Annotated in this window: 28 protein-coding genes and 3 tRNA genes; 19 read left to right on the top strand and 12 right to left on the bottom strand. The window is 71.5% G+C overall.

What is annotated here, in order from left to right; translation table 11 throughout:
• The 5 genes from BM236_RS04760 to BM236_RS04740 all read left to right on the top strand — a co-directional run.
• A partial coding sequence (locus BM236_RS04760; protein ID WP_139230025.1) for a carbohydrate ABC transporter permease occupies positions 1 to 343 on the top strand: 343 nt, incomplete at its 5' end.
• Positions 340 to 1,809 carry a GH1 family beta-glucosidase gene (locus BM236_RS04755; protein WP_091120748.1) on the top strand — a complete coding sequence of 490 codons (1,470 nt, stop codon included), beginning with the start codon at positions 340 to 342 and terminating at the stop codon, positions 1,807 to 1,809. The genes BM236_RS04760 and BM236_RS04755, both read left to right, overlap by 4 nt.
• Before the next feature lie 6 nt (positions 1,810 to 1,815).
• On the top strand, positions 1,816 to 2,838 hold the full coding sequence (locus BM236_RS04750) for a LacI family DNA-binding transcriptional regulator (RefSeq protein ID WP_091120745.1): 1,023 nt from the start codon (positions 1,816 to 1,818) through the stop codon (positions 2,836 to 2,838).
• An 80-nt stretch (positions 2,839 to 2,918) separates the two neighbouring features.
• Entirely contained in the window at positions 2,919 to 3,710 is a 792-nt protein-coding gene (locus BM236_RS04745; protein WP_175507547.1) for a glycerophosphodiester phosphodiesterase, read from the top strand.
• A 36-nt stretch (positions 3,711 to 3,746) separates the two neighbouring features.
• Entirely contained in the window at positions 3,747 to 4,700 is a 954-nt protein-coding gene (locus BM236_RS04740) for a DUF5926 family protein (protein WP_091120740.1), read from the top strand.
• A 10-nt stretch (positions 4,701 to 4,710) separates the two neighbouring features.
• Here BM236_RS04740 and BM236_RS04735 read toward each other — a convergent pair whose 3' ends face one another.
• The 3 genes from BM236_RS04735 to BM236_RS04725 all read right to left on the bottom strand — a co-directional run bounded on the left by BM236_RS04735 (position 4,711) and on the right by BM236_RS04725 (position 7,021).
• The gene (locus BM236_RS04735) at positions 4,711 to 5,622 is read right to left on the bottom strand and encodes an adenylate/guanylate cyclase domain-containing protein (RefSeq protein WP_281247622.1); all 912 of its coding nucleotides are present in this window, start codon (positions 5,620 to 5,622) and stop codon (positions 4,711 to 4,713) included.
• 47 nt (positions 5,623 to 5,669) lie between these two features.
• Positions 5,670 to 6,053: a Crp/Fnr family transcriptional regulator gene (locus BM236_RS04730; RefSeq protein WP_245750132.1), complete on the bottom strand. Its 384-nt coding sequence runs from the start codon at positions 6,051 to 6,053 to the stop codon at positions 5,670 to 5,672.
• 116 nt (positions 6,054 to 6,169) lie between these two features.
• Positions 6,170 to 7,021 (bottom strand): prephenate dehydratase, encoded by an 852-nt coding sequence (locus BM236_RS04725; protein ID WP_281247620.1) that lies wholly within the window; start codon positions 7,019 to 7,021, stop codon positions 6,170 to 6,172.
• A 23-nt stretch (positions 7,022 to 7,044) separates the two neighbouring features.
• Here BM236_RS04725 and BM236_RS04720 point away from each other — a divergent pair, with 23 nt between their 5' ends.
• The gene (locus BM236_RS04720; protein WP_245750131.1) at positions 7,045 to 7,446 is read left to right on the top strand and encodes a DUF4446 family protein; all 402 of its coding nucleotides are present in this window, start codon (positions 7,045 to 7,047) and stop codon (positions 7,444 to 7,446) included.
• Between the two features lie 6 nt (positions 7,447 to 7,452).
• On the opposite strand, the gene BM236_RS04715 is transcribed toward BM236_RS04720, so the two are convergent.
• A complete protein-coding gene (locus tag BM236_RS04715; protein ID WP_245750130.1) occupies positions 7,453 to 9,012 on the bottom strand; it encodes a bifunctional phosphatase PAP2/diacylglycerol kinase family protein in 1,560 nt (519 codons plus the stop codon).
• A gap of 41 nt (positions 9,013 to 9,053) precedes the next feature.
• Between BM236_RS04715 and serS the strand changes: the two genes are divergently transcribed.
• Genes serS through BM236_RS04690 form a run of 5 tightly spaced genes read left to right on the top strand, consistent with a single transcriptional unit; the run spans position 9,054 to position 13,137 of the window.
• Complete coding sequence (gene serS, locus BM236_RS04710; RefSeq protein ID WP_091120860.1) at positions 9,054 to 10,328, top strand: serine--tRNA ligase; 1,275 nt, start codon at positions 9,054 to 9,056, stop codon at positions 10,326 to 10,328.
• Between the two features lies 1 nt (position 10,329).
• The gene (locus BM236_RS04705; protein ID WP_091120731.1) at positions 10,330 to 11,190 is read left to right on the top strand and encodes an HAD family hydrolase; all 861 of its coding nucleotides are present in this window, start codon (positions 10,330 to 10,332) and stop codon (positions 11,188 to 11,190) included.
• Positions 11,181 to 11,672: a GNAT family N-acetyltransferase gene (locus BM236_RS04700; RefSeq protein WP_091120729.1), complete on the top strand. Its 492-nt coding sequence runs from the start codon at positions 11,181 to 11,183 to the stop codon at positions 11,670 to 11,672. The genes BM236_RS04705 and BM236_RS04700 overlap by 10 nt, the downstream gene beginning before the upstream one ends.
• 44 nt (positions 11,673 to 11,716) lie before the next feature.
• On the top strand, positions 11,717 to 12,544 hold the full coding sequence (locus tag BM236_RS04695; RefSeq protein ID WP_245750129.1) for an HAD family hydrolase: 828 nt from the start codon (positions 11,717 to 11,719) through the stop codon (positions 12,542 to 12,544).
• A 17-nt stretch (positions 12,545 to 12,561) separates the two neighbouring features.
• Positions 12,562 to 13,137 carry a hypothetical protein gene (locus BM236_RS04690; RefSeq protein ID WP_091120724.1) on the top strand — a complete coding sequence of 192 codons (576 nt, stop codon included), beginning with the start codon at positions 12,562 to 12,564 and terminating at the stop codon, positions 13,135 to 13,137.
• Positions 13,138 to 13,158: 21 nt separating this feature from the next.
• Here BM236_RS04690 and BM236_RS04685 read toward each other — a convergent pair whose 3' ends face one another.
• The 4 genes from BM236_RS04685 to mobA all read right to left on the bottom strand — a co-directional run bounded on the left by BM236_RS04685 (position 13,159) and on the right by mobA (position 15,628).
• Positions 13,159 to 13,713, bottom strand: a complete 555-nt coding sequence (locus BM236_RS04685; RefSeq protein WP_091120722.1) for a bacterial proteasome activator family protein — start codon at positions 13,711 to 13,713, stop codon at positions 13,159 to 13,161.
• Between the two features lie 30 nt (positions 13,714 to 13,743).
• A complete protein-coding gene (locus BM236_RS04680) occupies positions 13,744 to 14,721 on the bottom strand; it encodes an NAD(P)H-quinone oxidoreductase (protein ID WP_091120721.1) in 978 nt (325 codons plus the stop codon).
• 10 nt (positions 14,722 to 14,731) lie between these two features.
• Positions 14,732 to 14,884 (bottom strand): hypothetical protein, encoded by a 153-nt coding sequence (locus BM236_RS18865; RefSeq protein ID WP_175507546.1) that lies wholly within the window; start codon positions 14,882 to 14,884, stop codon positions 14,732 to 14,734.
• 186 nt (positions 14,885 to 15,070) lie between these two features.
• Positions 15,071 to 15,628 carry a molybdenum cofactor guanylyltransferase gene (mobA, locus tag BM236_RS04675; RefSeq protein ID WP_091120719.1) on the bottom strand — a complete coding sequence of 186 codons (558 nt, stop codon included), beginning with the start codon at positions 15,626 to 15,628 and terminating at the stop codon, positions 15,071 to 15,073.
• Positions 15,629 to 15,671: 43 nt separating this feature from the next.
• Here mobA and BM236_RS04670 point away from each other — a divergent pair, with 43 nt between their 5' ends.
• The 4 genes from BM236_RS04670 (at position 15,672) to BM236_RS04655 (ending at position 18,180) form a co-directional block, all read left to right on the top strand.
• On the top strand, positions 15,672 to 16,436 hold the full coding sequence (locus BM236_RS04670) for a carbon-nitrogen hydrolase family protein (protein ID WP_091120716.1): 765 nt from the start codon (positions 15,672 to 15,674) through the stop codon (positions 16,434 to 16,436).
• Between the two features lie 32 nt (positions 16,437 to 16,468).
• Entirely contained in the window at positions 16,469 to 17,743 is a 1,275-nt protein-coding gene (locus tag BM236_RS04665) for a hypothetical protein (protein WP_091120714.1), read from the top strand.
• Between the two features lie 64 nt (positions 17,744 to 17,807).
• Positions 17,808 to 18,023 carry a biotin/lipoyl-binding carrier protein gene (locus BM236_RS04660; RefSeq protein ID WP_281247619.1) on the top strand — a complete coding sequence of 72 codons (216 nt, stop codon included), beginning with the start codon at positions 17,808 to 17,810 and terminating at the stop codon, positions 18,021 to 18,023.
• A gap of 72 nt (positions 18,024 to 18,095) precedes the next feature.
• Positions 18,096 to 18,180, top strand: a tRNA-Ser gene (locus BM236_RS04655).
• Positions 18,181 to 18,217: 37 nt separating this feature from the next.
• Here BM236_RS04655 and BM236_RS04650 read toward each other — a convergent pair.
• Positions 18,218 to 18,598, bottom strand: a complete 381-nt coding sequence (locus tag BM236_RS04650; RefSeq protein ID WP_091120711.1) for a hypothetical protein — start codon at positions 18,596 to 18,598, stop codon at positions 18,218 to 18,220.
• A gap of 79 nt (positions 18,599 to 18,677) precedes the next feature.
• Between BM236_RS04650 and BM236_RS04645 the strand changes: the two genes are divergently transcribed.
• The 3 genes from BM236_RS04645 (at position 18,678) to BM236_RS19215 (ending at position 19,639) form a co-directional block, all read left to right on the top strand.
• Positions 18,678 to 19,151: a hypothetical protein gene (locus BM236_RS04645; protein ID WP_091120709.1), complete on the top strand. Its 474-nt coding sequence runs from the start codon at positions 18,678 to 18,680 to the stop codon at positions 19,149 to 19,151.
• 67 nt (positions 19,152 to 19,218) lie between these two features.
• Positions 19,219 to 19,312: transfer RNA gene (locus BM236_RS04640), tRNA-Ser, on the top strand.
• A gap of 177 nt (positions 19,313 to 19,489) precedes the next feature.
• Positions 19,490 to 19,639 (top strand): hypothetical protein, encoded by a 150-nt coding sequence (locus tag BM236_RS19215; RefSeq protein ID WP_217645230.1) that lies wholly within the window; start codon positions 19,490 to 19,492, stop codon positions 19,637 to 19,639.
• A gap of 107 nt (positions 19,640 to 19,746) precedes the next feature.
• Here BM236_RS19215 and BM236_RS04635 read toward each other — a convergent pair whose 3' ends face one another.
• The gene (locus BM236_RS04635; protein WP_091120707.1) at positions 19,747 to 20,754 is read right to left on the bottom strand and encodes a LuxR family transcriptional regulator; all 1,008 of its coding nucleotides are present in this window, start codon (positions 20,752 to 20,754) and stop codon (positions 19,747 to 19,749) included.
• Positions 20,755 to 20,945: 191 nt separating this feature from the next.
• Here BM236_RS04635 and BM236_RS04630 point away from each other — a divergent pair.
• Positions 20,946 to 21,018: transfer RNA gene (locus BM236_RS04630), tRNA-Arg, on the top strand.
• A 115-nt stretch (positions 21,019 to 21,133) separates the two neighbouring features.
• On the opposite strand, the gene BM236_RS04625 is transcribed toward BM236_RS04630, so the two are convergent.
• Together BM236_RS04625 and BM236_RS04620 are read right to left on the bottom strand one after the other, a co-directional pair.
• The gene (locus BM236_RS04625) at positions 21,134 to 22,444 is read right to left on the bottom strand and encodes a Fic family protein (RefSeq protein ID WP_091120705.1); all 1,311 of its coding nucleotides are present in this window, start codon (positions 22,442 to 22,444) and stop codon (positions 21,134 to 21,136) included.
• Between the two features lie 104 nt (positions 22,445 to 22,548).
• Positions 22,549 to 23,499, bottom strand: coding sequence for an MBL fold metallo-hydrolase (locus tag BM236_RS04620; RefSeq protein ID WP_091120703.1), 951 nt, complete (start codon positions 23,497 to 23,499; stop codon positions 22,549 to 22,551).
• Positions 23,500 to 23,515: the final 16 nt, after the last annotated feature.

Here is a 23,515-nt window from a genome sequence, read left to right as displayed (position 1 = left end):
CGAGCTCATCGAGGCCGCCCGGGTGGACGGCTGCTCGATGATCCGCACGTTCTGGACCGTCGCCGTGCCCGCCGCGCGGCCGGCCATGGCCATCCTGGGGCTGTTCACCTTCATGCAGGTCTGGACCGACTTCATGTGGCCGCTGGTCTCGCTGTCCAGCCCCAGCAAGCAGACCCTGCAGACCGCCCTGCAGGAGCTCCAGATCGCCGGCCAGGGTCAGACGGTCGACTTCTCTCTCATGCAGGCCGGGACCACACTGGCCACGATCCCCCTGCTCATCCTGTTCGTCCTCACCGGCCGCCAGCTCGTGGCCGGCATCATGCAAGGAGCCGTCAAGGGATGACCTCCCCGACCATCAGCCAGACCGTCACCGACGTGCGTCGGTTCCCGGCCGACTTCCTCTGGGGCAGCGCCACGGCGGCCTACCAGATCGAGGGAGCGGTCGCGGAGGACGGCCGGACGGTGTCGATCTGGGACACGTTCACGCGCGTCCCGGGCGCGATCCTGAACGGGGACACCGGTGACATCGCCTGCGACCACTACCACCGGATGCCCGCCGACGTCGCGCTGATGAAGGAGATCGGCCTGTCGTCGTACCGCTTCTCGACGGCCTGGCCTCGCATCTGCCCCGACGGTGGTCCGGTCAACCGGAAGGGCCTGGACTTCTACAGCCGGCTCACCGACGAGCTCCTGGCCGCCGGGATCACCCCCTGGGTCACGCTCTACCACTGGGACCTGCCGCAGACCCTCGAGGACGCGGGCGGCTGGACCGAACGCGACACCGCCCTGCGGTTCGTCGACTACGCCTTGGCCACCTACGACGCCCTGGGTGACCGGATCGACCACTGGACCACCCACAACGAGCCGTGGTGCTCCGCCTTCATGGGCTACTCCAACGGTGGCCACGCCCCCGGGCGGCAGGAGGGCGTCGCCGGCATCGTCGCCGCCCACCACCTCATGCTCGGCCACGGGCTCGTCGTCGAGGAGCTGCGCAGCCGCGGGGCCACCGCGGCGAACGGCAAGTCGCTCGGGATCACGCTCAACCTCACCGTGGCCGACCCCTTCGACCCCGCCCGCCCGGCCGACGTCGACGCCGCCCGCCGGCTCGACGGCCTGCACAACCGGGTCTTCCTGGACCCGCTCCTCCGCGGGACCTACGCCGACGACCTGCACGCCGACACCGCGGGGCTCACCTTCCAGGGCCGGCCGTGGGAGGACCGGGTGCTCGACGGTGACCTCGAGATCATCGCCCAGCCTCTCGACGTGCTCGGCGTGAACTTCTACCACGACGACGTGCCCGCCGCGCGGCCCTACGACGCCGCCCCCGCCGACCTGCTCGGCAGCCGCCTCGTCGGCCCGGAGCGCTCGCGGCAGACGCCGTACCCCGGCAGCGACTTCGTCTTCCCCCGCACGGGGCGGCCCACCAATGATCGCGACTGGGAGATCACCCCCGCCTCGCTCACCCGCCTGCTCCAGCGGCTCCACGACGACTACGCCGCGCCGCCGATCTACATCACCGAGAACGGCGCCATGTCGTTCGACGTCGTCGAGGACGGGGCCGTCCACGACGTGGCGCGCCGCGAGTTCATCGAGGCGCACCTGCACGCCGTGCTCGACGCGATCGACGCCGGAGTCGACGTGCGCGGCTACTTCGTCTGGTCGCTGCTCGACAACTTCGAGTGGAGCTACGGCTACGCCCACCGGTTCGGGATCGTCCACGTCGACTTCGACACCCAGAACCGCACGCTCAAGGACAGCGCGCTGTGGTTCAAACAGGTGGCCGCCGGCAACGCCCTGCCCCTAGCCTGAGCGCCGATGACACACGGAGGGGGCGGGTCGCCCACACTCGATGAGGTCGCACGGGTCGCCGGTGTCAGCCGCGCGACGGCGTCGCGCGCGATCAACGGCGGCAGCAAGGTCAGCCCGCAGGCCCAGCGGGCGGTCGACGACGCCGTACGCCGGCTCGGCTACAGCCCGAACGCGGCCGCTCGCTCCCTCGCGACCCGGCGCAGCGACTCGGTCGCGCTGATCCTCCCGGAGTCGGACGAGATGGTCTTCTCCGACCCGTTCTTCGGCCGGATGCTCCACGTGGTGAGCCGGACGCTGACCAGGCTCGACCTGCTCATGGTCCCGCTCATCGCCGAGCGGGGCGAGCAGGAGGAGCGGATGCTGCGCTTCCTGCGCGGGCGCCACGTCGACGGCGCGATCGTGGCCTCCCACCACCGAGACGACGCACTGGCCGACCACCTGGCCGACATGGGGTTGCCCTCGGTCCTCATCGGCCGCCCGTGGACCGGCGAGGAGCGGGTCACCTACGTCGACAGCGACAACATCGGGGCGAGCCGCCAGGCGACCCGCGTCCTGGTCCAGCGTGGCTGCACCCGGATCGGCACCATCGCCGGACCGTCGGACATGTTCGCCGGCCACGACCGGCTCGAGGGCTGGCGCCAGGAGCTGGCGGCGGCCGGCCTCCCGGCCCACGCGGTCGTCGAGGGTGACTTCACCGAGGACGGTGGGACGCGCGCGTGCACCACGCTGCTCGACCTCCACCCCGACCTCGACGGCATCTTCGTCGCCTCCGACCTCATGGCCGCGGGCGCCCTGCGCGTGCTCAACGCCCGCCGGCGGCGGGTGCCCGAGGATGTCGCCGTCGTGGGATACGACGACCTGGGGACCGCCGAGCGGACCGAGCCACCGCTCACCACGCTGCGCAACCCCATCGGCGACATGGCCGCCGAGGCGTGCCGGCTGCTGGTCGAGGACATGGAGAGCTCGACCAAGGGCGCACCGCGGCGGGTCGTTTTCGTCCCCGAGCTGGTGCGTCGCGCCTCTGCCTGAGGCAGCGGCGCGGAGCTCGCCGAAATCTCATCCGCGGGGAATCGCGCCGGAGGGGTGCTGAGCGCCGCACAATGTCTCCCATGAGACCGCAGGTCGTCGCGCACCGCGGCGCCAGCCACGAGATCGCCGAGCACACCCTGGCCGCGTACGTCGCCGCCCTCGACATCGGTGCCGAGGCCCTCGAGTGCGACGTCCGGCTGACCGCCGACGGGCACCTCGTCTGCGTGCACGACCGCACGCTCCGGCGCACCGCCCAGACCCGCGGGACCGTCTCGTCGATGGAGCTGGCCGACCTGGCCCAGCTCGACTTCGCGAGCTGGAAGAACCCCTGGAACGAGCTCGACGACGAGGCGCCGGACCGCGACGAGGCGCTCGACCGGGTGCTCACCATGCGGCACCTGATCGAGACCGTGCGCGACTACTCCGAGCGGTCCGGGCGGCGGGTCGAGCTGGCCATCGAGACCAAGCACCCGACCCGCTACGGCGGGCTGGTGGAGAAGCTGCTCGTCGAGCTGCTCACCGAGTACGGCTGGACCGGTCGCGACGCTCCGGTCCGGGTGATGAGCTTCAGCCACACCGCCCTCCAGCGGGTCGAGCGCCTGGCCCCGGAGCTCCGCGTCGTCCAGCTCATCGAGCGGGCCCGCAACTGGTCGGTGCTGAGCCGGGTGGTCGGGCCGGACTGGATCATCGGGCCGGGCATCCGGATGCTGCGCGATCACCCGAAGCTGGGCCGCCGCATCGCCGGCTCCGGGCACGAGATGCACGTCTGGACCGTCAACAAGAAGAGCGACCTCAAGCTCTGCCTCGACCTCGGGGTGAAGGCGGTCATCAGCGACCGGCCCGACCACATGCTGGAGCTGCTGGGCGAGTAGCGACCTCCGCCCCCCGCGGCGGTACTCTCACGCCCCATGGCCAAGAAGTCCCGCAACCGCGCCTCCGCCCAGCCCGAGCCGCTCCCGCTGTACGACGGCAAGGTCGTCGGTCCTCGCGAGCCGTGCCCGTGCGGCAGCGGCAAGCGCTACAAGGTCTGCCACGGCGTGGCCGGTGCGACCACGTTCGTCAAGCGGCCCTTCGAGGGCCTGCCGGGCGAGTGCGACCTGGTCGCGATGCGCGAGCTGGTGCCGGCCGCGACCGCTCCGCTGACCATCAAGGGGCACGAGGACCGCACCGTCCTGCTCGCGTCGCTGCTGCCCGTGGCCGCGCCGGCCATGTCCCGCGACAGCGGCCAGGTGTGGGCCGGCCTGCAGGTGCAGCACGGCTTCGGCGACCCGTCCCGCGAGGTCGCGGCGGCGCTGCTCTCCGCGCTCGAGTCGGCCGAGGCGGGCGAGTCGCGGATCGTCGGCATGCTCGAGGCGCCGGGCCCCGGGCCGCGGCTGCAGGACATCGTCGCCGACGACACCATCGACGTGACCGTGCACGAGGGGTTCGACTTCTGGCTCGCCGACGTGGAGGAACGCGACGGCTTGGAGGAGGCGCTGCAGCGGGCCAACGACGCAGCCATGCCGACCGCGCGGCTGACCGGCGTCGAGGCGGCGTACTGGACCAACGTCGGCACCAAGGAGCACCTGCGCTGGGTGATGCCGGAGCCGGAGGACGAGCTGCTCACGGCGCTCGCGCGGCTGCACGCGAGCGGCGCCGACGTGATCGTCCCGGGTGCACGCTTCGTCGGGATGTTCCGGGCGCTCGGCCTCCTGGCGCCGGTCTGGGACCTGCCCGTCGGCACCGGCGCCGAGGCGCTCGAGGAGCCCGCGACGGCCTTCAAGGCCGCCCTGGACGAGGCGCTCGCCGACACCTCCGACCTGACCCCCGAGCAGCGCTCCGCGCGGGCCGGGCTCGCCAACCGCCAGGTCACCATCCGCTGACGCGGAGGGATCACCGGACCCGACGCAGCGCGTAGGGCTGCAGTCGGGAGTAACCCTTCACCGACGTACGCCGCAGCTTGGCCAACGAGTAGCCGCCGGTCAGCGCCTCGGCGGCCCCCTCGTCGACGACCACGGTGCCCGGCCGGGCGACGGTGGTGAGGCGGGAGGCGATGTTGACGGTCGGGCCGAAGACGTCGCCGAGCCGGGCGACGACGGTGCCGTGGGCGAGCCCGGCGCGCACCGACGGGAAGGGGTCGTCGGGGTCGGCGCCGCGCTCGGTCGCGGTGAGCGCGACCTCGGCCGCGCCGACCGGGTCGTCGCAGACGAAGAGCACCGCGTCGCCGAGCGTCTTGATGACCCGGCCGCCGTGGTCGACGACGAGGAGGGTGCAGGAGTCCTCGAACTCCTCGACCCAGGAGACCAGCTCCTCCTCGGACAGCGAGCGGCTCCTCGAGGTGTAGCCGACGATGTCGACGAAGCAGACCGACAGCGTCAGCGTGCCGGAGTCGGCGGTGGTCAGCAGCCGGGTCGCGGCGCTCGCGGCATGGCGCCTCCAGACGTAGGACTGCAGCGCCTCGAGGTCGGGGACGACGCCCGACGCGAGCGTCGCCAGCTCAGCGACTGTGTCGCCGGGCCGTTCGGCGGCGAGCTCGGCGAGCAGGGCGGTCTGCCACTCCGCCAGCCGGGCGAAGGAACGTCCCCACGTCCGCACCAGCGCCGCCTGGCGGTCGGGGCTGAGGATGCCGCTGCCGACCAGGGTGGCCGTGCGGCGCAGGGCCTCGACGTCGGCATGGGTGAACGCCGCCTCGCCCTCGTCGGCCCGCGGGAAGCCGAGCAGGCGCCACAGCTCGTTGGCCAGCTCGACCGGCACGCCGGCGGCGTCGGCGACCTGCTGCTGGGTCAGCGTCGGCGCCTCGCCCAGCAGGACGGTGTCGACCAGCTCGTCGATCCGCCGGCCGTCGTACCCGCTCAGCTGGACCTGAACCTCTCCGCCGCCACCTTCTCGAGCGCCTGCTGGAAGCTGGGCATCTCGACGGCCAGCTTCCTCAGCGCCTCTGCGGAGAGGTGGATGAGCTCGAGCGGGGTCAGCGCGACGATGCTGGCGGTGCGCAGCGACTGGTTGAGGATGGCGGCCTCGCCGACGATGTCGCCCGCGCCGAGCTGGGCCACCTCAGCGCCGTCCTTCCGGACCGAGACGGTGCCGGAGAGGATGATGTAGGCCTTGTCGGCCGGGGTGTCCTCCCAGATCGGCGACCAGCCCTCGGGCAGGTTCACCCGGGTGCCGGAGGCGCTGATCTTCGCGATCTCCTGCGGGGTGAAGAGCGAGTAGAACGACCCCGATGCTGTAGCCACACGAGCCCCTTCGGATTGGGTGACGGTCACCATCGTCAACGACCGAACCTACTCGGGGGTACGCCGACCCGCCGGACCCGTTCCGGGCCCGGCGCCGGCCGTCCGCCGGGTTGGGCTCAGGCCGTCTGCGCGCGGAACGGGTCGGCCGGGTAGACGCCGAGGATCTTCACGTCGGTGGTGAAGAACGCCAGCTCCTCCAGCGCCCGCTTCAGCGGCGCGTCCTCGGGATGGCCGTCGACCTCGGCGAGGAACTGGGTGGCGATGAACTCCCCGCCGACCATGTAGGACTCGAGCTTGGTCATGTTGACGCCGTTGGTGGCGAAGCCGCCGAGCGCCTTGTAGAGCGCCGCCGGGAGGTTGCGCACGTTGAAGATGAACGACGTCACGACCGGGCCGTTGCCGGCCGGCGCCTGCACGAAGTCGCGGGACAGCACGACGAACCGCGTCGTGTTGTGGTCCTCGTCCTCGACGTCCTCGGCGAGCACGTCCAGCCCGTAGATCGACGACGCCAGGGGCGGGCTGATCGCGCCCATCGACGGGTCGCCGGCCTCGAGGACCTCGCGCGCGGCGCCGGCGGTGTCGCCGGAGATGACCGCCGTGAAGCCGTGCTCCCGGATGATCTTGCGGCACTGGCCGAGGGCGTGCACGTGGCTGTGCACGGTCTTGATGTCGTCGATCCGGGTGCCCGGCAGGCCCAGCAGGTGGAAGCGGATCCGCAGGAAGTGCTCGGCCACGATGTGCAGCGACGACGTGGGCAGGAAGTGGTGGATGTCGGCAACGCGTCCGGCGAGTGAGTTGTCGATCGGGATCATCGCCAGGTCGGCGTCCCCGCCCTCGACGGCCGCGAAGACGTCCTCGAACGAGGCGCAGGGCACCGACTCGCAGTCGGGGTAGTGCTCGGCGCACACCATGTGGGAGTTGGCTCCGGGCTCGCCCTGGTAAGCGATCCGCCTCACGTTCGCAGACACCCGGTCAGTCTAGGGTCGGCGGTGTGCTCGCCCTCGCCCTTCTCAGCCTGCTGACATCCGTCGTCGCCCTCGTCCTCGCCGGCATGGCCTGGAGGCGTACGCCGGGCCGGGCGACCGGGGCCGACGACGCGGTGCCGGCCGACGTGCTCGGCCTGCGCCGAGAGGTGGCCGCGCTGGCCGCGGAGTCGAAGGCGACCTTCCGGCACCTGTCCGTGGTGCGCTACGACGCGTTCGGCGACATGGGCGGCCACCTCTCCTGGTCGCTGGCGCTGCTCGACGACGCGGGCGACGGCGTCGTGCTCACCAGCATCCACGGCCGCTCCGACGCGCGGACCTACGCCAAGAGCGTCAGCGGCTGGGCGTCGGAAGCCCAGCTCTCCCCGGAGGAGCAGGAGGCGATCGCCTCCGCCCGCCCGAAGACGTGACTCGGCTCAGCGGGGGACGCGGATGAGCAGGCGCCCGTGCACGTTGGTCATCCGCAGCTCGCGCCCGGGACCGATCGAGTCGCCATCCAGCTGGCGCGGGGTGTCGCGGTCGGCGCGGATGACGACCGTGCGGCCCGTCATCCGGTTGACCAGCTCGTCGGTGCGGGGCTGCTTGGTCAGCACCCGGAAGGCGAGCGGCAGCCACGACCAGAACCGCTGCGGGTAGAGCAGGACGACGTCGAGCAGGCCGTCGTCGATCTCGGCGTCGGGGAGGAGCGGCATCCCGGCCTGGAGCGTGCCGACGTTGCCGACGACGATCGTGCGGGCACGGTGCTTGGTGAACTCAGCGTCGTCGACGGAGATCTCCACCCGGACGGCGGGGAACATCAGCGCCTTCAGCGCGGAGAGGACGTAGGCGACCCAGCCGACCTTGGCCTTGATGTCCTCGTTGACGCCCTCCATGATCGCGGCGTCGAAGCCCATCCCGGCCATCACCAGGAAGTGGCTCGGCTCGACGCCGTCGCCCTCGACCTCGACCATGTCGACGGCTCGGTCCTGGCCGGTCAGGGCAACGTCGATCGCGGCCCGCAAGTAGAGCGGGATGCCCAGGTTGCGGGCGAGCAGGTTGCCGGTCCCGGCGGGGATGATGCCGACGGGGATGCCGGTGCCGGCGAGCTCGGCGCAGACCTCGCGCACGGTGCCGTCGCCGCCGCAGACGAGCACCATCTCGGCGCCCTCGACCGCGGCCTGCTCCGCCTGTCCGGTGCCGGAGTCCTCGACGGTGGTGAGGTACCAGCGCGGCTCCCGCCAGCCGGCCTCCAGCGCCATCGAGTTCACGATCGACTGGAACTGGCCGACGCTGTCCACCTTGCTCGGGTTGAGCACGACGGCGCAGCGCTTGTCGCCCGCGAAGACCTCGGGCAGCGGCTCGGCCTTGATCGCGTGGGAGAGCGGCCGCGGCGAGTAGAGCGCGAGCCCGAGCAGCACCAGGCCGGCGCCGAAGAGGAGGCCTCCCACCACGTCGGTCACGTGGTGGCGGCCGAGCACGAGGCGGTCGGCGCAGACCAGCAGGGTGAGCAGGACCGAAACGGTCACGGCCAGCCGGCGCGGCGCCTCCTTCCGGATGAAGATCAGCGCCAGTGCTGACGTCACGCCGAAGAACGCCGTCGCGTGGATGACGTGGCCGCTGGGGTAGGCGAGCCCCGTGTACGGCGACATCGCGTCCTGCCACTCGGGGCGGTCGCGGCCGACGACGTGCTTGACGCCCTGGCTGACGACGAAGGTGGCGGCGTTGACCGCGAGCACGTAGACCGACGCGCGGTGGTAGCTCTTCCACCACAGGGCCGCCGCGAGGACGGCGGTGTAGACGACGAAGGGCCAGAACTCGAAGACCGCCTCGACGAGCCGCGCGGCCCGGTGTGCGGGCCCGCTCTGCACGGCCAGCGGCTCACCGGCCCACCGATCGAAGGAGTCCAGGCTGCCGGTGGCGACGAAGATCGCGAGCACGACTCCCAGCCCCAGACACGAGAGCGCAGCGATCAACGTTGCGTTGCGACGGTCCGGCACGGGCAGAAGGATACGGGCGCTTCCCCGATAGGCTCGTGTCCGTGATCGACCCCCGCATCCTCCGTGAAGTCCCCGACCGCGTCCGCGCCTCGCAGACCAAGCGGGGGCTGAGCGTGACGGCCGTCGACGATGCGCTCTCCGCCGACGCCGCCCGCCGGGCCGCGATCGTCGCCTTCGAGGCCAAGCGCGCCGAGCAGAAGCAGCTCGGCGGCCAGGTCGCCAAGGCGCAGGGCGAGGAGAAGCAGGACCTGCTCGCGCGGACCCGCGCGCTCTCGGCCGAGGTCAAGCAGCTCGAGGAGGCGCAGCGCTCCGCCGACGCCGAGTGGGTCCGAGCGCTGAAGCAGATCCACAACATCACCGCCGACGAGACCCCGGCCGGCGGCGAGGACGACTTCGTCGTGCTCGAGACCGTCGGGACCCCGCGCGACTTCGCGGCCGAGGGCTTCGAGCCGCGCGACCACGTCGAGCTCGGCCGGCTGCTCGGTGCGATCGACCTCGAGCGGGGTGCCAAGGTCTCCGGCAGCCGCTTCTACTACCTCACCGGCGTCGGGGCCGAGCTGGAGTTCGCCCTCATCAACCTCGCCATGGAGCAGGCCCGCGAGGCCGGCTTCATCCAGGTGATCGCGCCGGCGCTGGTGCGCCCGGAGGCGATGGAGGGCACCGGCTTCCTCGAGCAGGCCGAGGAGAACGTCTACAAGATCGAGGGCGACGACCTCTACCTCGTCGGCACCAGCGAGGTGCCGATGGCGGCGTACCACTCCGACGAGATCCTCGACCCCGCCTCCCTCCCCCTGCGCTACGCCGCGTTCTCCTCCTGCTTCCGCAAGGAGGCGGGCTCGGCCGGCAAGGACACCAAGGGCATCATCCGGGTCCACCAGTTCGAGAAGGTGGAGATGTTCGTCTACACCACCATCGAGGAGTCGTACGCCGAGCACGAGCGCCTGCTCGCCTGGGAGAAGGCGTTCCTCGACAAGCTCGAGCTGGCCTACCAGGTGATCGACGTGGCCGCCGGCGACCTGGGCAACAGCGCGAGCCGGAAGTTCGACTGCGAGGCGTGGATCCCCACGCAGGGCAAGTACCGCGAGCTGACCTCGACGTCGAACTGCCTGGACTTCCAGGCCCGCCGGCTCGACATCCGGGGTCGGTTCGAGCGCGGCACCGCACCCGTGGCCACCCTCAACGGCACCCTCACCGCGATCACCCGCGCGATCGTCGCCTTGCTGGAGACACACCAGCAGGCCGACGGCTCGGTCCGCGTCCCGCAGGCCCTGCAGAAGTGGCTCGGCCGCGAGGTGATCGAGCCGGTGGCTCGCTGAGATGGTGACCTCCTCCCAGCGCGGGCCCGACCCGTCCACCCGCGACGGCTGGCGTCCGAAGCTGGTCGCGCTCGACATCGACGGCACCCTGCTGCGGTGGGTCACCGATACCGGTGCGGCCGAGGAGGTGGTCCCGCAGGCGGTGCGCGACGCCGTCCACCGCGCCTACGACGCGGGCGCCGAGATCGTCCTGGCGTCGGGCCGCTCGCAGCACGGCATGACGACGATCGCCGACCAGCTCGGCCTTCCCGAGGAGGGCAGGGACCGGCTCTGGATCGTCGCCTCCAACGGCGCGGTGGTGCTGCGCTACCCGCCCGTCGACATCGTCCACGAGGAGACGTTCGACGCCCGGGACGCCGTCTACGCGATCCTCGAGCGGCACCCCACCGCGCTCGTCGCCGTCGAGGAGCGCGGCGTCGGCTACCGCCTCAACGAGCACTTCCCGCCCGGTGAGCTCTCCGGCGACATGATCGTGACGCCCGTCGAGCAGCTGGTCTCCCAGCCGGTCTCCCGCGTCATCATCCGCGACCCGTACTCCACCGCCGACGAGTTCGTCGAGCTCGGCCGCGAGCTGGGCCTGCAGGGCACGTCGTACGTCGTCGGCTGGACCGCCTGGCTCGACCTCGCGCCCGTCGGCGTCTCCAAGGCGTCCGGCCTCGCCTACGTCGTCGACCAGCTCGACCTGGAGCCGTCGGACGTGCTCGCCATCGGCGACGGCCGCAACGACATCGAGATGCTCACCTGGGCTGGACGCGGCGTGGCGATGGGCCATGCGCCCGACGAGGTGAAGGAGATCGCCGACCACGTGACGTCCTCGGTCGACGAGGACGGTGCGGCCGAGGAGCTCTCGCGTTGGTTCTGAGCCTCGCCCCGGTCGCGGCCGAGCGGCTGGTGCTGCCGCTGTGGTCGGCGGAGACGGTCGCCGCGATCCGTGCCGGCGGCCGGCTCGAGGGCTGGCACCGCGACTTCCCGCGCGAGGACGACCGCGACGCCGCGTCGCTGTGGCACGAGGGCGACGTGTGGGGGCCGCGGTCGATCGTGCGCGGTGCGACGACGCTGGGGTCGATCGGGTTCTTCGGGCCGCCGGTCGCGGCCGAGGACGGCGTGCCGGAGACCGAGATCGGCTACGGTCTGGTCCAGGAGGCCTGGGGCTGGGGGTTCGCCACCGAGGCGCTGCGCGCCCTGCTGGCTCACACCGACGAGGCCGGCGTACGGCTGCGGGCGTCGGTGCGGCCGGAGAACGCCCGCTCGCTCCGGGTGCTCGCGAAGAGCGGCTTCACCCAGCTGCGCGGCCCCAACGAGGACGGCGAGCTGGTCCTCGCCCGGCCGCTTCCCCGCCCCTGAGCCGCCGACTCGGCCGGTTGATGGTCGTGGGGGAGAATGCGGGCGTGGTTCCAGCAGACGAGCGCGCCGAGCACCTCCCCGGACTCGTCGCGACCGACCTGGACGGCACGCTGGTCCGGTCGGACGGCACCGTGTCGGCGTACACCGCCGAGATCCTCGCCGAGCTCGACGACCGGGGCGTGCACGTCGTCTTCGTGACCGGGCGCCCGCTGCGGTGGACCCGCGAGGTCTTCTCCTACGTCGGCAGCCACGGCCTCGCGATCGTCTCCAACGGAGCGTTGGTCTGGGACGTGGCCAACGACCGGCCGTGGCTCGAACGGCCGCTGCAGCCCGAGGTCGGCCGCGAGGTCGCGCTCGCCCTGCGTGCGGCGATACCCGGCGTGCGGTTCGCCGTCGAGACGCTCGAGGGCTGGACGATGGAGACCGGCTACGTCCGCCACGAGGCCGACGACGAGCACGGCTTCGCGCCGCGGGCCGTCGGGGTGCTGGAGGACCTGTTCGCGGTGCCTGTGCTCAAGCTGCTCGCCCGTGGCGGCGGGCTCGGCGCTGACGACTTCCTGGCGGCCGGTGTCGAGGTCGTCGGGGACCGCGTCAACGTGACCCACTCGTCCTTCCCTCTGCTCGAGATCAGCGCGCGCGAGGTCACCAAGGCCTCGACGCTCGCGCTCATCGCCGACCGGCTCGCCGTCGACTCGGCCGACGTGGTCGCCTTCGGCGACATGCCCAACGACCTGCCGATGCTGACGTGGGCCGGGACGTCCTACGCGATGGCCGACGCCCATCCGACGGTGCTCGCCTGCGCGACCCACGTCGCCCCGGGGCACGACGAGGACGGCGTCGCACAGGTCCTGGCTGGAGTGCTTGCCCGGTGATCCGGTTTGATGGACGGGTGCTGCGTCGTGCCCTCGTCCTCGCCCTGCTCGCGATCCTGGTCGCGCTCGGGCTCGGCGCCGCGCCCTCGCCGGCATCCGCCGCCTGTCCGAGGCCCGCGCCGCAGGTCGCCGCCCAGCGGGCCGCGGTGGTCTTCACCGGCGTCATCTCCTCGGCCTCGGCCAGCGGGACGTCGTTCGTCCAGCGCGTGACGGTCGACCGGCTCTACAAGGGCCAGGTGACCAGCGCCGAGGTGCGGGTGCGTACCACGGGCGGGAAGTGCGGGCTGGGCCAGCTCATGCAGGGGGAGCGGTACGTCGTCTTCGCGATGCCCGACGGCGACAGCTGGCTCGCCGGCCCGCGGTCGGGCACCAGCCCGGCCAGCGACGCCCTGCTCGCCCGGGTCCAGGGCATCCTCGGCCAGGGCACCGCGCCCACGGCCGGCCCGGCCGCCCCGCAGGACGTGACCTTCACCCGCGTCGGCTCGGCGCACCCGGGGCCGTTGCTGCGCACGGCCGCGCCCGGCATCGCGCTGGTGATCGTCGGCCTGCTCGGCCTGCTGGTCACCCGGCGCTGGGGTCGGGCAGCGGTCTAGCCCGGTCGCCCGAGGACGGCCCTAGAGATACATCCCGCCGGACTGACCCGGCTGCTGCGACTGCTCCGGCGCATCGGGCTGCTGCTGACCGGGCTGTTGCGCCGGCAGCATCCCCTGCGGAAGCCCCCGGCGGATCTGCTCGAACTGCGCCCGCGCTGCGACCTGCTGGGCGTAGATCGCCGTCTGGATGCCGTGGAAGAGCCCCTCGAGCCAGCCGACGAGCTGCGCCTGGGCGATGCGGAGCTCGCCCTCCGACGGCGTGTGATCCTCGGTGAACGGGAGGGTGAGGCGGTCCAGCTCCTCGACGAGCTCGGGGGCGAGGCCCTGCTCGAGCTCCTTGATCGAGGACTCGTGGATCTCCTTGAGCCGGTTGCGCGACGCCTCGTCGAGCGGTGCGGCCTTCACCTCTTCGAGGAGCTGCCGGATCATCGAGCCGATCCGCATGACCTTCGCCGGCTGCTCGACGAGCTCGGTGATGCTGCGTTCGCCGTCGTCGACCTCAGCGCCCATGGACGGCGCGTTGATGGCGACCGGACGACCGTCGGGGCCGATGACGACTACCTGCTCCTCGCTCATGCTCCCCACCCTAGTGGCGCGCCCGAGACGTCAGACCGTGAGCAGGAGCTTGCCGGTGTGCTCGCCCGACGTCATCCGCTCGTGCGCGGCGGCGGCCTGCTCCAGCGGGAACGTCGCATCGATGATCGGTCGGATCGTGCCGTCCTCCACGAGCGGCCAGACGTGCTCGACGACCTCGGCGCAGATCGCCGCCTTGCCGCGCGGCCCGTCGCTCGGCCGGCTCCGCAGCGTCGTCCCGGCCACCGACGCGCGCTTGCGCATCAGCGCATTGATGTCGAGCTCCGCCTTCGCGCCGCCCTGCAGCCCGATGACGACGAGTCGGCCGCCGTCGGCGAGTGCGTCGACGTTGCGGGCGAGGTACTTCGCCCCCATGTTGTCGAGGATGACGTCGGCCCCGCCGTGCTCCTTCGCGACCTGCACGAAGTCCTCGTGGTGGTAGTCGATCGCCACATCTGCCCCGAGCGAGCGGCAGAAGGCGCGCTTGTCCTCGGTGCCCGCCGAGGTGAGCACCGTGACGCCGAGCGCCTGGGCGAGCTGGAGGGCGAAGCTGCCGATCCCGCCCGCGCCGCCGTGGACGAGCAGGGTCTCCCCGGGCTGGATGCGGGCGGTCATGACGAGGTTGGACCAGACCGTGCAGGCGACCTCGGGCAGGGCGGCTGCCTCAATCAGCGGTACGCCGGCCGGCAGCCGCATGACCTGCCCGGCCGGGACGGCCACCTGCTCGGCGTACCCGCCGCCGGCGAGCAGGGCGCAGACCTCGTCGCCGACCGACCAGCCGCTGACACCCTCGCCGAGCGCGGCGACCGTGCCGCTGCACTCCATGCCGATGACGTCGGAGGCGCCGGGCGGTGGCGGGTAGAAGCCCTGCCGTTGCAGCAGGTCGGCGCGGTTGAGGCCGGCCGCGGCGATCGTCACGACCATCTCGCCCGGGGCGGGTGTCGGGTCGGGCCGGTCGGAGACGGTGAGGACCTCGGGCCCTCCGGGCTCGGTGGCGAGGATCGCGCGCATGGACCTCAGGCTAGGAGGTCGGCTCCGTCACCGTCGCCGAGGGCTCGGCCTCGTCAGGCTCGACCGGTCCGCCGACACGACCCGGCACCCGAGCGGTGGTCGTGACGGCGTAGGACGGGCGGAAGGGCCGCTGCGGCGGCTTGGTGGGGATCGTTTTCGGCATCGGGCGCCTCGAGTGGTGATGTGACGGGTTCGGAGAAGACGTCGGCGGAGACTAGGTGATGGTTGAGGGATTCTGCGCAGCGGGTCGACAACGTTTCCGTCCCGTGCGAGCGAGGTCACTCAAACTGGGTGCCTCTGAGACATGGTCCGCCCGCCGAGGCACCCGCGGCAGGAGCCACGCCGTGGGCTAACGGAGGTCGCGCAGGTCCGCCCACGAGTCGACGTCGCGGTGCTCCTGGCCGACCGACGCCACCTCGGTCAGGTCGAGGGGAGCGAGCAGTCGCCACACGGGCAGGTCGTGCTGGTGCTCGTGGGCCGGGCGGATCTCCTGCAGCCGCGCGCCCGAGACGACGACCGCGAGCTGGCGGCGCCCGTCCGGCCCGACCAGCACCGACCCGTCGCGGTCGGTCGCCGCGTCGGTCAGCCGGCGCAGCGTGCCCAGGGTGAGCCGAGGCATGTCGACGGCCACGGCGGCGACGTACGCCGGCACCTCCAGCAGCGCGTCGAGCCCGGTGAGGAGCCCGGCCGCCGGGCCGCCGAAGCGGGGGCTCTCCCGGGTGAAGGTCACCGGTCGCTCGGTCGGCACGGGGTCGCCCACCACGACCACTTCCCGGGCGTCGACGACCGCGTCGAGGGCCCACTCCAGCAGCGTCCGGCCGGAGAGCTCGATGCCGGCCTTGTCCGCTCCGTCGAGGCGCGTGCCCCGGCCGCCGGCCAGGATGATCGCGGACCAGGGGAGCAGCACGACACCACCTTAAGAGGTCGCTCGAGGCTCTACGGTGGGAGCCATGTGGGAGCACCTCGACGCCGCGCTCGTGCAAGCCGCGGCCGACCTTGAGCCGGAGCGGAACAGGGCCCGCCTGGACGAGCTGGTGCCGGCCGGCGCCGACCTGACCGTCCTCCCGGAGGCGTTCGCCCGCGACTTCGGCCCGAGCACCGACACGCTCGGCCCCCACGCCGAGCCGCTCGACGGGCCGTTCGCCACCGAGCTCGCGCGCGTCGCAGCCGATCGGGGCAGCACGCTGGTCGCCGGCATGTTCGAGGCCACCGACGAGCACCCCTTCAACACGCTCGTGCTCACCGACGGGACGACACAGCACAGCTATCGCAAGATCCATCTCTACGACTCCTTCGGCTACCGCGAGTCGGACCGGCTCAGCGCCGGTCGTGTCGAGCCGGTGACCGTCGAGGTCGGCGGCGCGACGGTCGGGCTGATGACCTGCTACGACCTACGCTTCCCCGAGCTCGCCCGAGCGCTCGTCGGGGCAGGCGCCGAGATCCTCGTCGTCCCGTCCGCCTGGGTCGCGGGCGAGCGCAAGGTCGATCACTGGCGGACGCTGGTGCGGGCGCGGGCCATCGAGAACACGGCGTACGTCGTCGCGGTCGGGCAGCCCGCCCCGCGCTACTGCGGCCACTCGCTGGTCGTCGACCCGCTCGGCGACGTGCTCGTCGAGGCCGGTGACGGTGAGGAGGTCGTGACGGCGCGGCTGTCCCGATCGGTGCTGGCGGAGGCCCGGGAGACCAATCCCAGCCTGGTCAACCGGCGCATGTGACCTGCCCGGACGAACCCTCTACCCTTGCCGCCGTGAGCAGAGCCGCCCCCCGACGCCGAGCCGAACCGGTTCGGCGCCGCGACCGGCGGGCCGCTCAGCGGGAGGACAAGCGCGAGGAGCACAACGGTCGCTCGGGTGGTGCCCGCCGGGCCGCGAGCCCGACGCCGCCCCTCGCCGCACCGGTCGAGGAGCCCCGGCCCGCTCGGGCCACGGAGCCCGATCCGGCGCTCCTGGAGGACCTCGACCCGCCCGTACGCCGCACCGTCGCGCTCGAGGGGCCGGCCGCGCCGGCGGCCGTCGAGCCGGCGGTCAGCACCCAGGCGCCGTGGTGGGAGCTCACGTTGTGGAGCGTCATCCTCGTGGTCGGCGCTGCTGCGCTCGCCGCCGGCCTGGTGCCGACGGGGCCGACCTGGCTGCCGGGCGCGGGCGCGCTGGCCGTCGCGACCACCTACACGTGGGTGCTCGCCGCCCGCTCGGGTGGACGCCCGGTCACCTTCACGGTGCTCACCCTGGCGGTCGGTGCGATCACGCTCGCGCTCGACCGGGACGAGCTCCGCACCGGCGCCGCCGTCGTCACCGCGGTCATCGCCGCCGTGCTCGCCGTCGTCATCACCGTGCCGGCCGTGCGCTTCATCGACGCCGCGCGCGAGACCTGCATCGCCGTCGGCGTCGCGGGGCTCGGTGCGCTGGCCGCGCTCGGCTTCGAGCCGCAGGTCGACGTCGGGAGGTTCGAGTACGCGACCCTCGCGCTCTCGCTGCTGTGCGCGTTCACGCTGGTCTACCGGCTCGGCGCGGGTCTGCACGGGCTCGGCACCCGCGGCCTGCTCATCGTGATCGTCGGCGCGGTCACGCTCGCCGTGACGCTGGCGTACGCCGAGATGCTGCGCCGCTACGGCACCCCCGACCTGGTGACGACGCTGCTCGACGCCGTCCACTGGAGCCGCGACAACCTCGGCGCCTTCCCCCGCCCGATCGAGGCGGTCCTGGGTGTGCCCGCACTGGTGTGGGGCACGCACATGCGCGCCCGGCGCCGGCAGGGCTGGTGGGTCTGCGCCTTCGGTGTGGCCGGCACCGCGGCGATCTCGGACGCCCTGGTCAACCCGGCCATCTCGGTCACCGAGTGCGCGCTGTCGGTCCTCTACGGCCTCGTCGTCGGCCTCCTGATCGGCTACGTCCTGATCCGTATCGACCTCGCGCTGACCGGCGCGGGCGGCGGTCGCCGGGCGGTCGGCCGGACCGGCCGTCGGGCCGAGGAGGCCGAGCACGCGGTGCGCCCCGAGCCGAAGCGCACCGACGCGCTCCTCTGAGCGATCGGCATGCCGACGTACGCGTCGGTAACGGCTAACGTCCCTTGATGTGCCGAGGGAGAGTGTGAAAGCGATCGTCGCCGAGATGGTCGCCAACGTGATCGAGGTGTCGGTCGAGGTCGGCGCGAAGGTCGCCGACGGTGACGCGGTGGCGCTGCTGGAGTCCATGAAGATGGAGATCCCCGTCATCGCCGAGCACGGCGGCGTCGTACGCGCGATCAAGGTCGCCCCCGGCGACGTCGTCCAGGAGGGCGACGTCCTGGTCGAGCTCGCCGACTAGTTGTACTCGCGCCTGCTCACCGACCGGGCGCGCGCGCGTGGGGGTCGTCTACGCTTGCCACCCGCAGCACCGGGATGGTTGGCAGAGCGGACGATTGCACTCGCCTTGAAAGCGAGCGTGGGGCAACCCACCGGGGGTTCGAATCCCTCACCATCCGCTTCGTGAGGGCGTCGCGCGGTCTCCGATCGCGCCGGTCAGTCCTCCCCGCCCAGCTCGAGCTCCACGTCGTCGTAGACGAGGTCGTTGACCCGCTGGACGTGGTGGGCGATGTCGAGGACGAGCCGCTTGAGCTGGACGCGGATCTTCTCGGCGTCGGGGGCCTCGAGCACGGTCGGGGTGATCGCGGTCAGCCGAGTGAGGAGCTCGGCGCGCTCGCGGTAGGCCGCGCCGTCGCGAGCGGCGAGCCAGCCGTCCTGGGCGCCCAGCCGCTCGGCGAGCAGGCGGTCGCGGACGATGACGAGCCGCTGGCGCACCGACCACCGCCAGTTGCCGAGCGGTACGCCGGCTCCGCGCGGTGCGTCCAACGCGTGGTCGAGCGCGCGAAGGGCGTCGGTCGGGTCCCCGGCGACTGGCATGGCCCCCAGTGTGATCCAGGCCACTCCCGCCGACAACCCCGATGCGGGACGTACGGTCGAACCGGGGGACAATCGCGCCATGTCAGCGCAGGACCCGCAGCAGGATGTCGGAACCGTCGTCTACCGCCTCGCGCCGGCGGTGACGGCACGCTTCGTCGGCCTCTACCTGGTCCTGCTCGCGGTCATCGTCTTCGCGGCGACCGCTGTGATCGTGCTGAGCAACGGCAACCCCGACCTCCTGATCGCCCTCGCCGTCCTCGGCGTCCTCGGGGTGGCCGGGCTCGCGTGGTGGCTGGCCAAGCGCGCCTTCATCCTGCGCGCCGGCCCTGATGGCTACCAGGTCGGCATGGTGCGCGGCGCCGGCGTCAAGGCCGCCCGCTGGACGCAGGTCGAGGATGCGGTGACCACGACCGTCCGCGACCAGCCGTGCGTGATGCTGCGCCTCAAGGGCGGCGAGACGACCACGATCCCCGTCTCCATCCTCGCGATCGACAACGAGCAGTTCGTCCGCGAGCTGCAGCAGCACCTGCAGCGGGGGCACCGGCTGCGCTGATCGGGCGGTGCGCCTGCCCTGATTCGCCGAGCACGCCGACAGCCTTGTAGCCTGTCCACGCTGTCGGGGAGGTGTCGCCTAGTCAGGTCTATGGCGCCCGCCTGCTAAGCGGGTTTGGGGCTACAACCCCATCGAGGGTTCAAATCCCTCCACCTCCGCCAGCCGGGTGTCTAGCTGGCATCGGTGAAGGTCCGGGTCCACTTCGGTGGGCCCGGGCCTTCGGCCATTTCCGGGCCCACCACTGCTGTTGCAACTTTTTGCAGTGCAGTCTTTTGAGGGACCATGGTCCCGCATAGTTCTGCGTTTCACCGGGAAGACTTGGCGTTGAGAGGTCTCGGGTGACCCCCACGAGCAAGACAGGACACAACATGAAGTTCGTTCGCAAGATCGGTGTCGTCGCGGCTGCATGCGCGGTCAGCTTCGGCCTCCTGAGCATCGGCGCGCCGGCTCACGCCGACATCAGCTGGGGTGCATCGATCCACAAGTGACGCTCCAGCGCCGCGTCTCGGATCCCCCACGGGAAGCGGCGGCGGCTTGCACGGAAAGGCAGTGACTCCCCACGGTCACTGCCTTCCGTCTTTTCCGGGGTACGCCGTCAGTCGGCCGCGTCCTCAGCGGCGGCGTTCCCGAGCCTGCCGATGGTGTAGCCGAGCTGGAACCGGGTCTCGGCATCGAACTCGTCCTTGAGGTCGGACACGTAGCCGGCGTAGGTGCGCGGGCTGACCCCGAGCCGCTTCGCCGAGACCGGGTCGGAGTGACCCTCGATGAGCATCCGCATCGTCATCGACCGCTGCTCCTGGGCGATGTGGCGCATCACGGTCGCGTCGCGGGCCGTGAACGGCCGGGCCCTCTCCCAGGACCGCATGAAGACGTCGACCAGGTAGGCGACGACCGTGGGTTCGCGGATGGCCAGGGCGACTTTGAGGTCGGCGGGCGAGGGGATGATCGCGATCCGGCGATCGATGACGATCATCCGGTTGAAGAACTCGTCCAGTGTGCGGATCTCGCCACCGAGGCCGGTGATCGTGGCGGCGTACTCGCGCGTGGCGGAGCTCCGGCGGGCACTGTGCTGGTAGAGCGTGAGCAGCTTGGCGCCGCGCTCGAGGATGGCCCGCTCCACCTCGACCGACCGGGTCAGCCCGCCGCCGGTGTCGCGGCCCGTCTGCGGCTGGGCGGTGAGCAGCTCCTCCTCCGCCTCGGCGGCGAGATTGCCGATGTAGGCACCGATCTGCTGCAGCCCGCGCACGTAGGTGAACGGCCCCCGGTCGTCGGCCACCGCCGACTTGCGCCACGCCTGGCTCAGCGTACCGAAGTTACGGGCCCAGTGCGACGACTCGTCGAGGAGCCGGGCGCCCTCGGTGCTCAGCGGGCTGACGATCCGCGACTGCGCGACCGTCGGGTCCTCGGGCACCCAGCGCCCGGTTTCGGTGTCCTCGTGCACCAGGCCGAGCTCGATGAGCTTGTCCAGGGCGCGCCGCCCGGGAGAGCCGGCGGCGATCCGCTGGTCGTCGGAGCCGAAGCCACCCTCGGCGGCCATCTCCTCGAAGAGCGGGATCGACTCGCTCTCGAAGACGGCGCGCTGCTCGGCGCTGTAGCTGCTCATCGCTCCCCCTCTGCTCGAGCGCGGTCTGACCGGATCGCCGCGCGCTCGGGCCGCTCTCCGACCGCCACGACCGTGCCGCCGGCGCGATCTTCGCACAACAGCAAGGGCCGCGGCCCTGAGCGGATCACGATTTCGGGATCGCGGACGGGGTCCGCTATTCTCGACGCGTCGTCGTGCCCAGCACGCGGCATGCGCCCGTAGCTCAACGGATAGAGCATCTGACTACGGATCAGAAGGTTTGGGGTTCGAATCCCTACGGGCGCGCAGAGTCAAGAGGGGCGCGATCCGGCGCAACGCGCCGGATCGTGCCCCTCTTGCGTGTCCTGGCAATCGAGCGCGGGACACGCCAGGACGCAACGGCGTCTGGCACGGTGCACGCCTACCCGGCGTGACGCCAGCAGTGGTCGCCCAGCTTCACCACACGGTTGCGACACGATCCGTGAGCGGTCGGGGCTCCACAACGAGCTGTCAGCTCAGCGCCACTGCTGGCGGCCTGGATCGCAGGAGGAGTGGTGCGGGCATCGCCTTCGGCGCCGAGCGAGACGAGGTTCAGGATGTCGTCGGCCTGGAAGAGTTGCGATCTGCGGTACTTGCCGCTTGCAGGCTTGACGATCTCGACGGCTTCTAGCTGCTTGAGCACCCGGTGGGCGAGGCTTGCGGTGATGTTGAGGTTTTCGGATACGAATCGCGCGGAGACCACTGGGTTCTCGCCGACGAGGTCAAGTGCCCGGTGCAGGGCAGCATCCGATCGGGTGCCCCTGATGGCTTGTCGCCACCGTTCTTGAACCTTGACCGCGGCGTCGACGAAGTGGCTCGTTGCGGCGATAGCGACCTCAACGTAGGTCAGGAACTGCTCGACCCAACTGGCAAGGGCCGTGGCGCGTCGATCGCCGTCGTAGCGGTATCGCGTGAGCGCTGCGATGTAGCCCTCCTCGTCGTGTCGCATTGCAGTCGATAGCGAGATCACGCCCCCGTCGATGAGGCCAGCGCGCCTGAGGACTCCGTGTACGAGTGCCCGCCCTACGCGACCGTTGCCGTCCTCGAACGGGTGAACGGTCTCGAACTGAGCGTGAACGATGGCCGCCAGGATGATGGGCAACTCTCCCGAGGTGTTTGCGTACTTCAGGAGGTCATCCATCAACGCGTCGACTCTGTCGGCGGGCGGGCCCGCATAGTCGGCGTTGAGACTGTTGGTACCGCCGATCCACACCTGTTCTTCGCGGTAGCCGACACGGTGCCACGGAAGAAGCTGATGGTGGATGTCGCAGAGGTGCTTCTGCTCCCAGGAAGCCGAACCCAGCACCTCGATCGCTTCTTTCATCGCGGCTATGTTGCGCACGATCTGTCCCGCGGCGGGAGAACCAGCGCGGGTGGCAGCAGGCTCGCCGATCTGTGCGATCGCGACGTCGCGCGGCGTCGCTCGGATGCCCTCGATCCAGGAGGAGGAGATCGACTCCGAAAGCAAGGTGGTCGCATACAACACGGGAAGCGGGTTCGCTGCCAAGCGACCGCCCAGGCGCGCGAGCCCGGTGGACACATCCGCGGCGTACTCGATCACGGCGGGAGGCAGAGCGTTCGAGACTTCCAAGAGCAGATCAGGGTGGTACCGCAGGTAGCTGCCACCGTGGCGCTCCGATCTGGTGGTGCCGGCAAAGTCCGGCGCGACCGGTATGCGTTCCCAGTGGGCCATTCGCTCGACCTCCTCAGTGAAGGATAATACTACTATCCTTCACTCAGAAGCCGCTCAGGGCCCGTCTGGCAATTCGTCGCGCCCGATCGAACCAGGCGCGGCACTCAGTCGGAGTAGCCCTCCAGCGACGCGATGCGCCGGAACACCTCTCGCGTGTCGACGCGCTCGAAGGTGGGGTCGAGCTCGTAGTAGACGGCCAGCACGTTCTGGGCGATGCGGCCCTTCTCGTCCAGCGAGTCGAAGCGGTCCAGCGAGATGTCGCGCATCGTGTCCTCGGGGGACATGCCTTTCTCGTAGCGCACCGCGGCCTCGTCGCGGACGTACTCCAAGTAGTCCCTCACCTGGAGGATCCCGTCGGCTGGGATGACCGGCCCGTGGCCGGGGACCACGAACTCCGGCTCCAGGGCGATCATCCGGTCGCAGGCCTCGATCCAGTGACTGATCGGACCGGCCCAGGCGATGGGGGTGCCGCCGATGAAGAGCAGGTCGCCGGCGTACAGCACCCGCTCGGAGGGGACGAAGACGACGGAGTCGCCCGCTGTGTGGGCCGGCCCGAGGTTGAACAGCTGGACGGCGGTGCCGCCGACGCTGAGCTCGAGGGTGTCGTCGAAGGTGCGGGTGGCGACCGTCGGCGTGATGTCGGTGAAGTCGAAGGGCTCGAAGATGTGCCGGGCGAAGCGGCCGATCGCGCCCGGCTGGTCGAGCATCCCGAGGATGAGCGCCGGACCGTTGGCGGGCATCTCCTCCGCAGTCGGTGCGGAGGCGATGATCTCGGCGTCGCCGACGAGCTCGTTGCCGAACCAGTGGTCCCCGTTGGCGTGTGTGTTGACGACGGTCCTGATCGGGTGGTCGCGGGTGAGGCCCTCGAGGCCGGCGAGCATCTCGCGGGTCATGGCGAGGTCGAAGAGGGTGTCGACGAGCAGCGCCTCGCCGTCGCCGGTCACGAGGCCGGCGTTGCTCCAGCCCCAGGTGCCGTCGGGAACGAGCCAGGCGTGCGTGTGCTCGGTGAGCCGGTGCAGCCCGCGGGCGTAGGGGATGTCCTGAGGAGCGGTCATGGTCGTGCCTCCCTGT

Origin of the sequence: Nocardioides terrae (assembly GCF_900112345.1) — a bacterium.
In the GTDB taxonomy this organism is placed as follows: Bacteria; Actinomycetota; Actinomycetes; order Propionibacteriales; family Nocardioidaceae; genus Nocardioides; species Nocardioides terrae.
The sequence above is the reverse complement of the archived record's forward strand: the minus strand, read 5'-3'. Positions and strand labels throughout refer to the sequence as shown.

What these genes read in the sequence shown, in the direction of transcription:
- BM236_RS04620 (WP_091120703.1), bottom strand. Translation starts at nt 23,499, where the DNA reads ATGACCGCTCCTCAGGACATCCCCTACGCCCGCGGGCTGCACCGGCTC.
- BM236_RS04670 (WP_091120716.1), top strand. Translation starts at nt 15,672, where the DNA reads ATGTGGGAGCACCTCGACGCCGCGCTCGTGCAAGCCGCGGCCGACCTT.
- BM236_RS04705 (WP_091120731.1), top strand. Translation starts at nt 10,330, where the DNA reads ATGGTGACCTCCTCCCAGCGCGGGCCCGACCCGTCCACCCGCGACGGC.
- BM236_RS04625 (WP_091120705.1), bottom strand. Translation starts at nt 22,444, where the DNA reads ATGGCCCACTGGGAACGCATACCGGTCGCGCCGGACTTTGCCGGCACC.
- BM236_RS04685 (WP_091120722.1), bottom strand. Translation starts at nt 13,713, where the DNA reads ATGAGCGAGGAGCAGGTAGTCGTCATCGGCCCCGACGGTCGTCCGGTC.
- BM236_RS18865 (WP_175507546.1), bottom strand. Translation starts at nt 14,884, where the DNA reads ATGCCGAAAACGATCCCCACCAAGCCGCCGCAGCGGCCCTTCCGCCCG.
- BM236_RS04650 (WP_091120711.1), bottom strand. Translation starts at nt 18,598, where the DNA reads ATGCCAGTCGCCGGGGACCCGACCGACGCCCTTCGCGCGCTCGACCAC.
- BM236_RS04740 (WP_091120740.1), top strand. Translation starts at nt 3,747, where the DNA reads ATGGCCAAGAAGTCCCGCAACCGCGCCTCCGCCCAGCCCGAGCCGCTC.
- BM236_RS04745 (WP_175507547.1), top strand. Translation starts at nt 2,919, where the DNA reads ATGAGACCGCAGGTCGTCGCGCACCGCGGCGCCAGCCACGAGATCGCC.
- BM236_RS04645 (WP_091120709.1), top strand. Translation starts at nt 18,678, where the DNA reads ATGTCAGCGCAGGACCCGCAGCAGGATGTCGGAACCGTCGTCTACCGC.
- BM236_RS04635 (WP_091120707.1), bottom strand. Translation starts at nt 20,754, where the DNA reads ATGAGCAGCTACAGCGCCGAGCAGCGCGCCGTCTTCGAGAGCGAGTCG.
- BM236_RS04755 (WP_091120748.1), top strand. Translation starts at nt 340, where the DNA reads ATGACCTCCCCGACCATCAGCCAGACCGTCACCGACGTGCGTCGGTTC.
- BM236_RS04680 (WP_091120721.1), bottom strand. Translation starts at nt 14,721, where the DNA reads ATGCGCGCGATCCTCGCCACCGAGCCCGGAGGGCCCGAGGTCCTCACC.
- BM236_RS04750 (WP_091120745.1), top strand. Translation starts at nt 1,816, where the DNA reads ATGACACACGGAGGGGGCGGGTCGCCCACACTCGATGAGGTCGCACGG.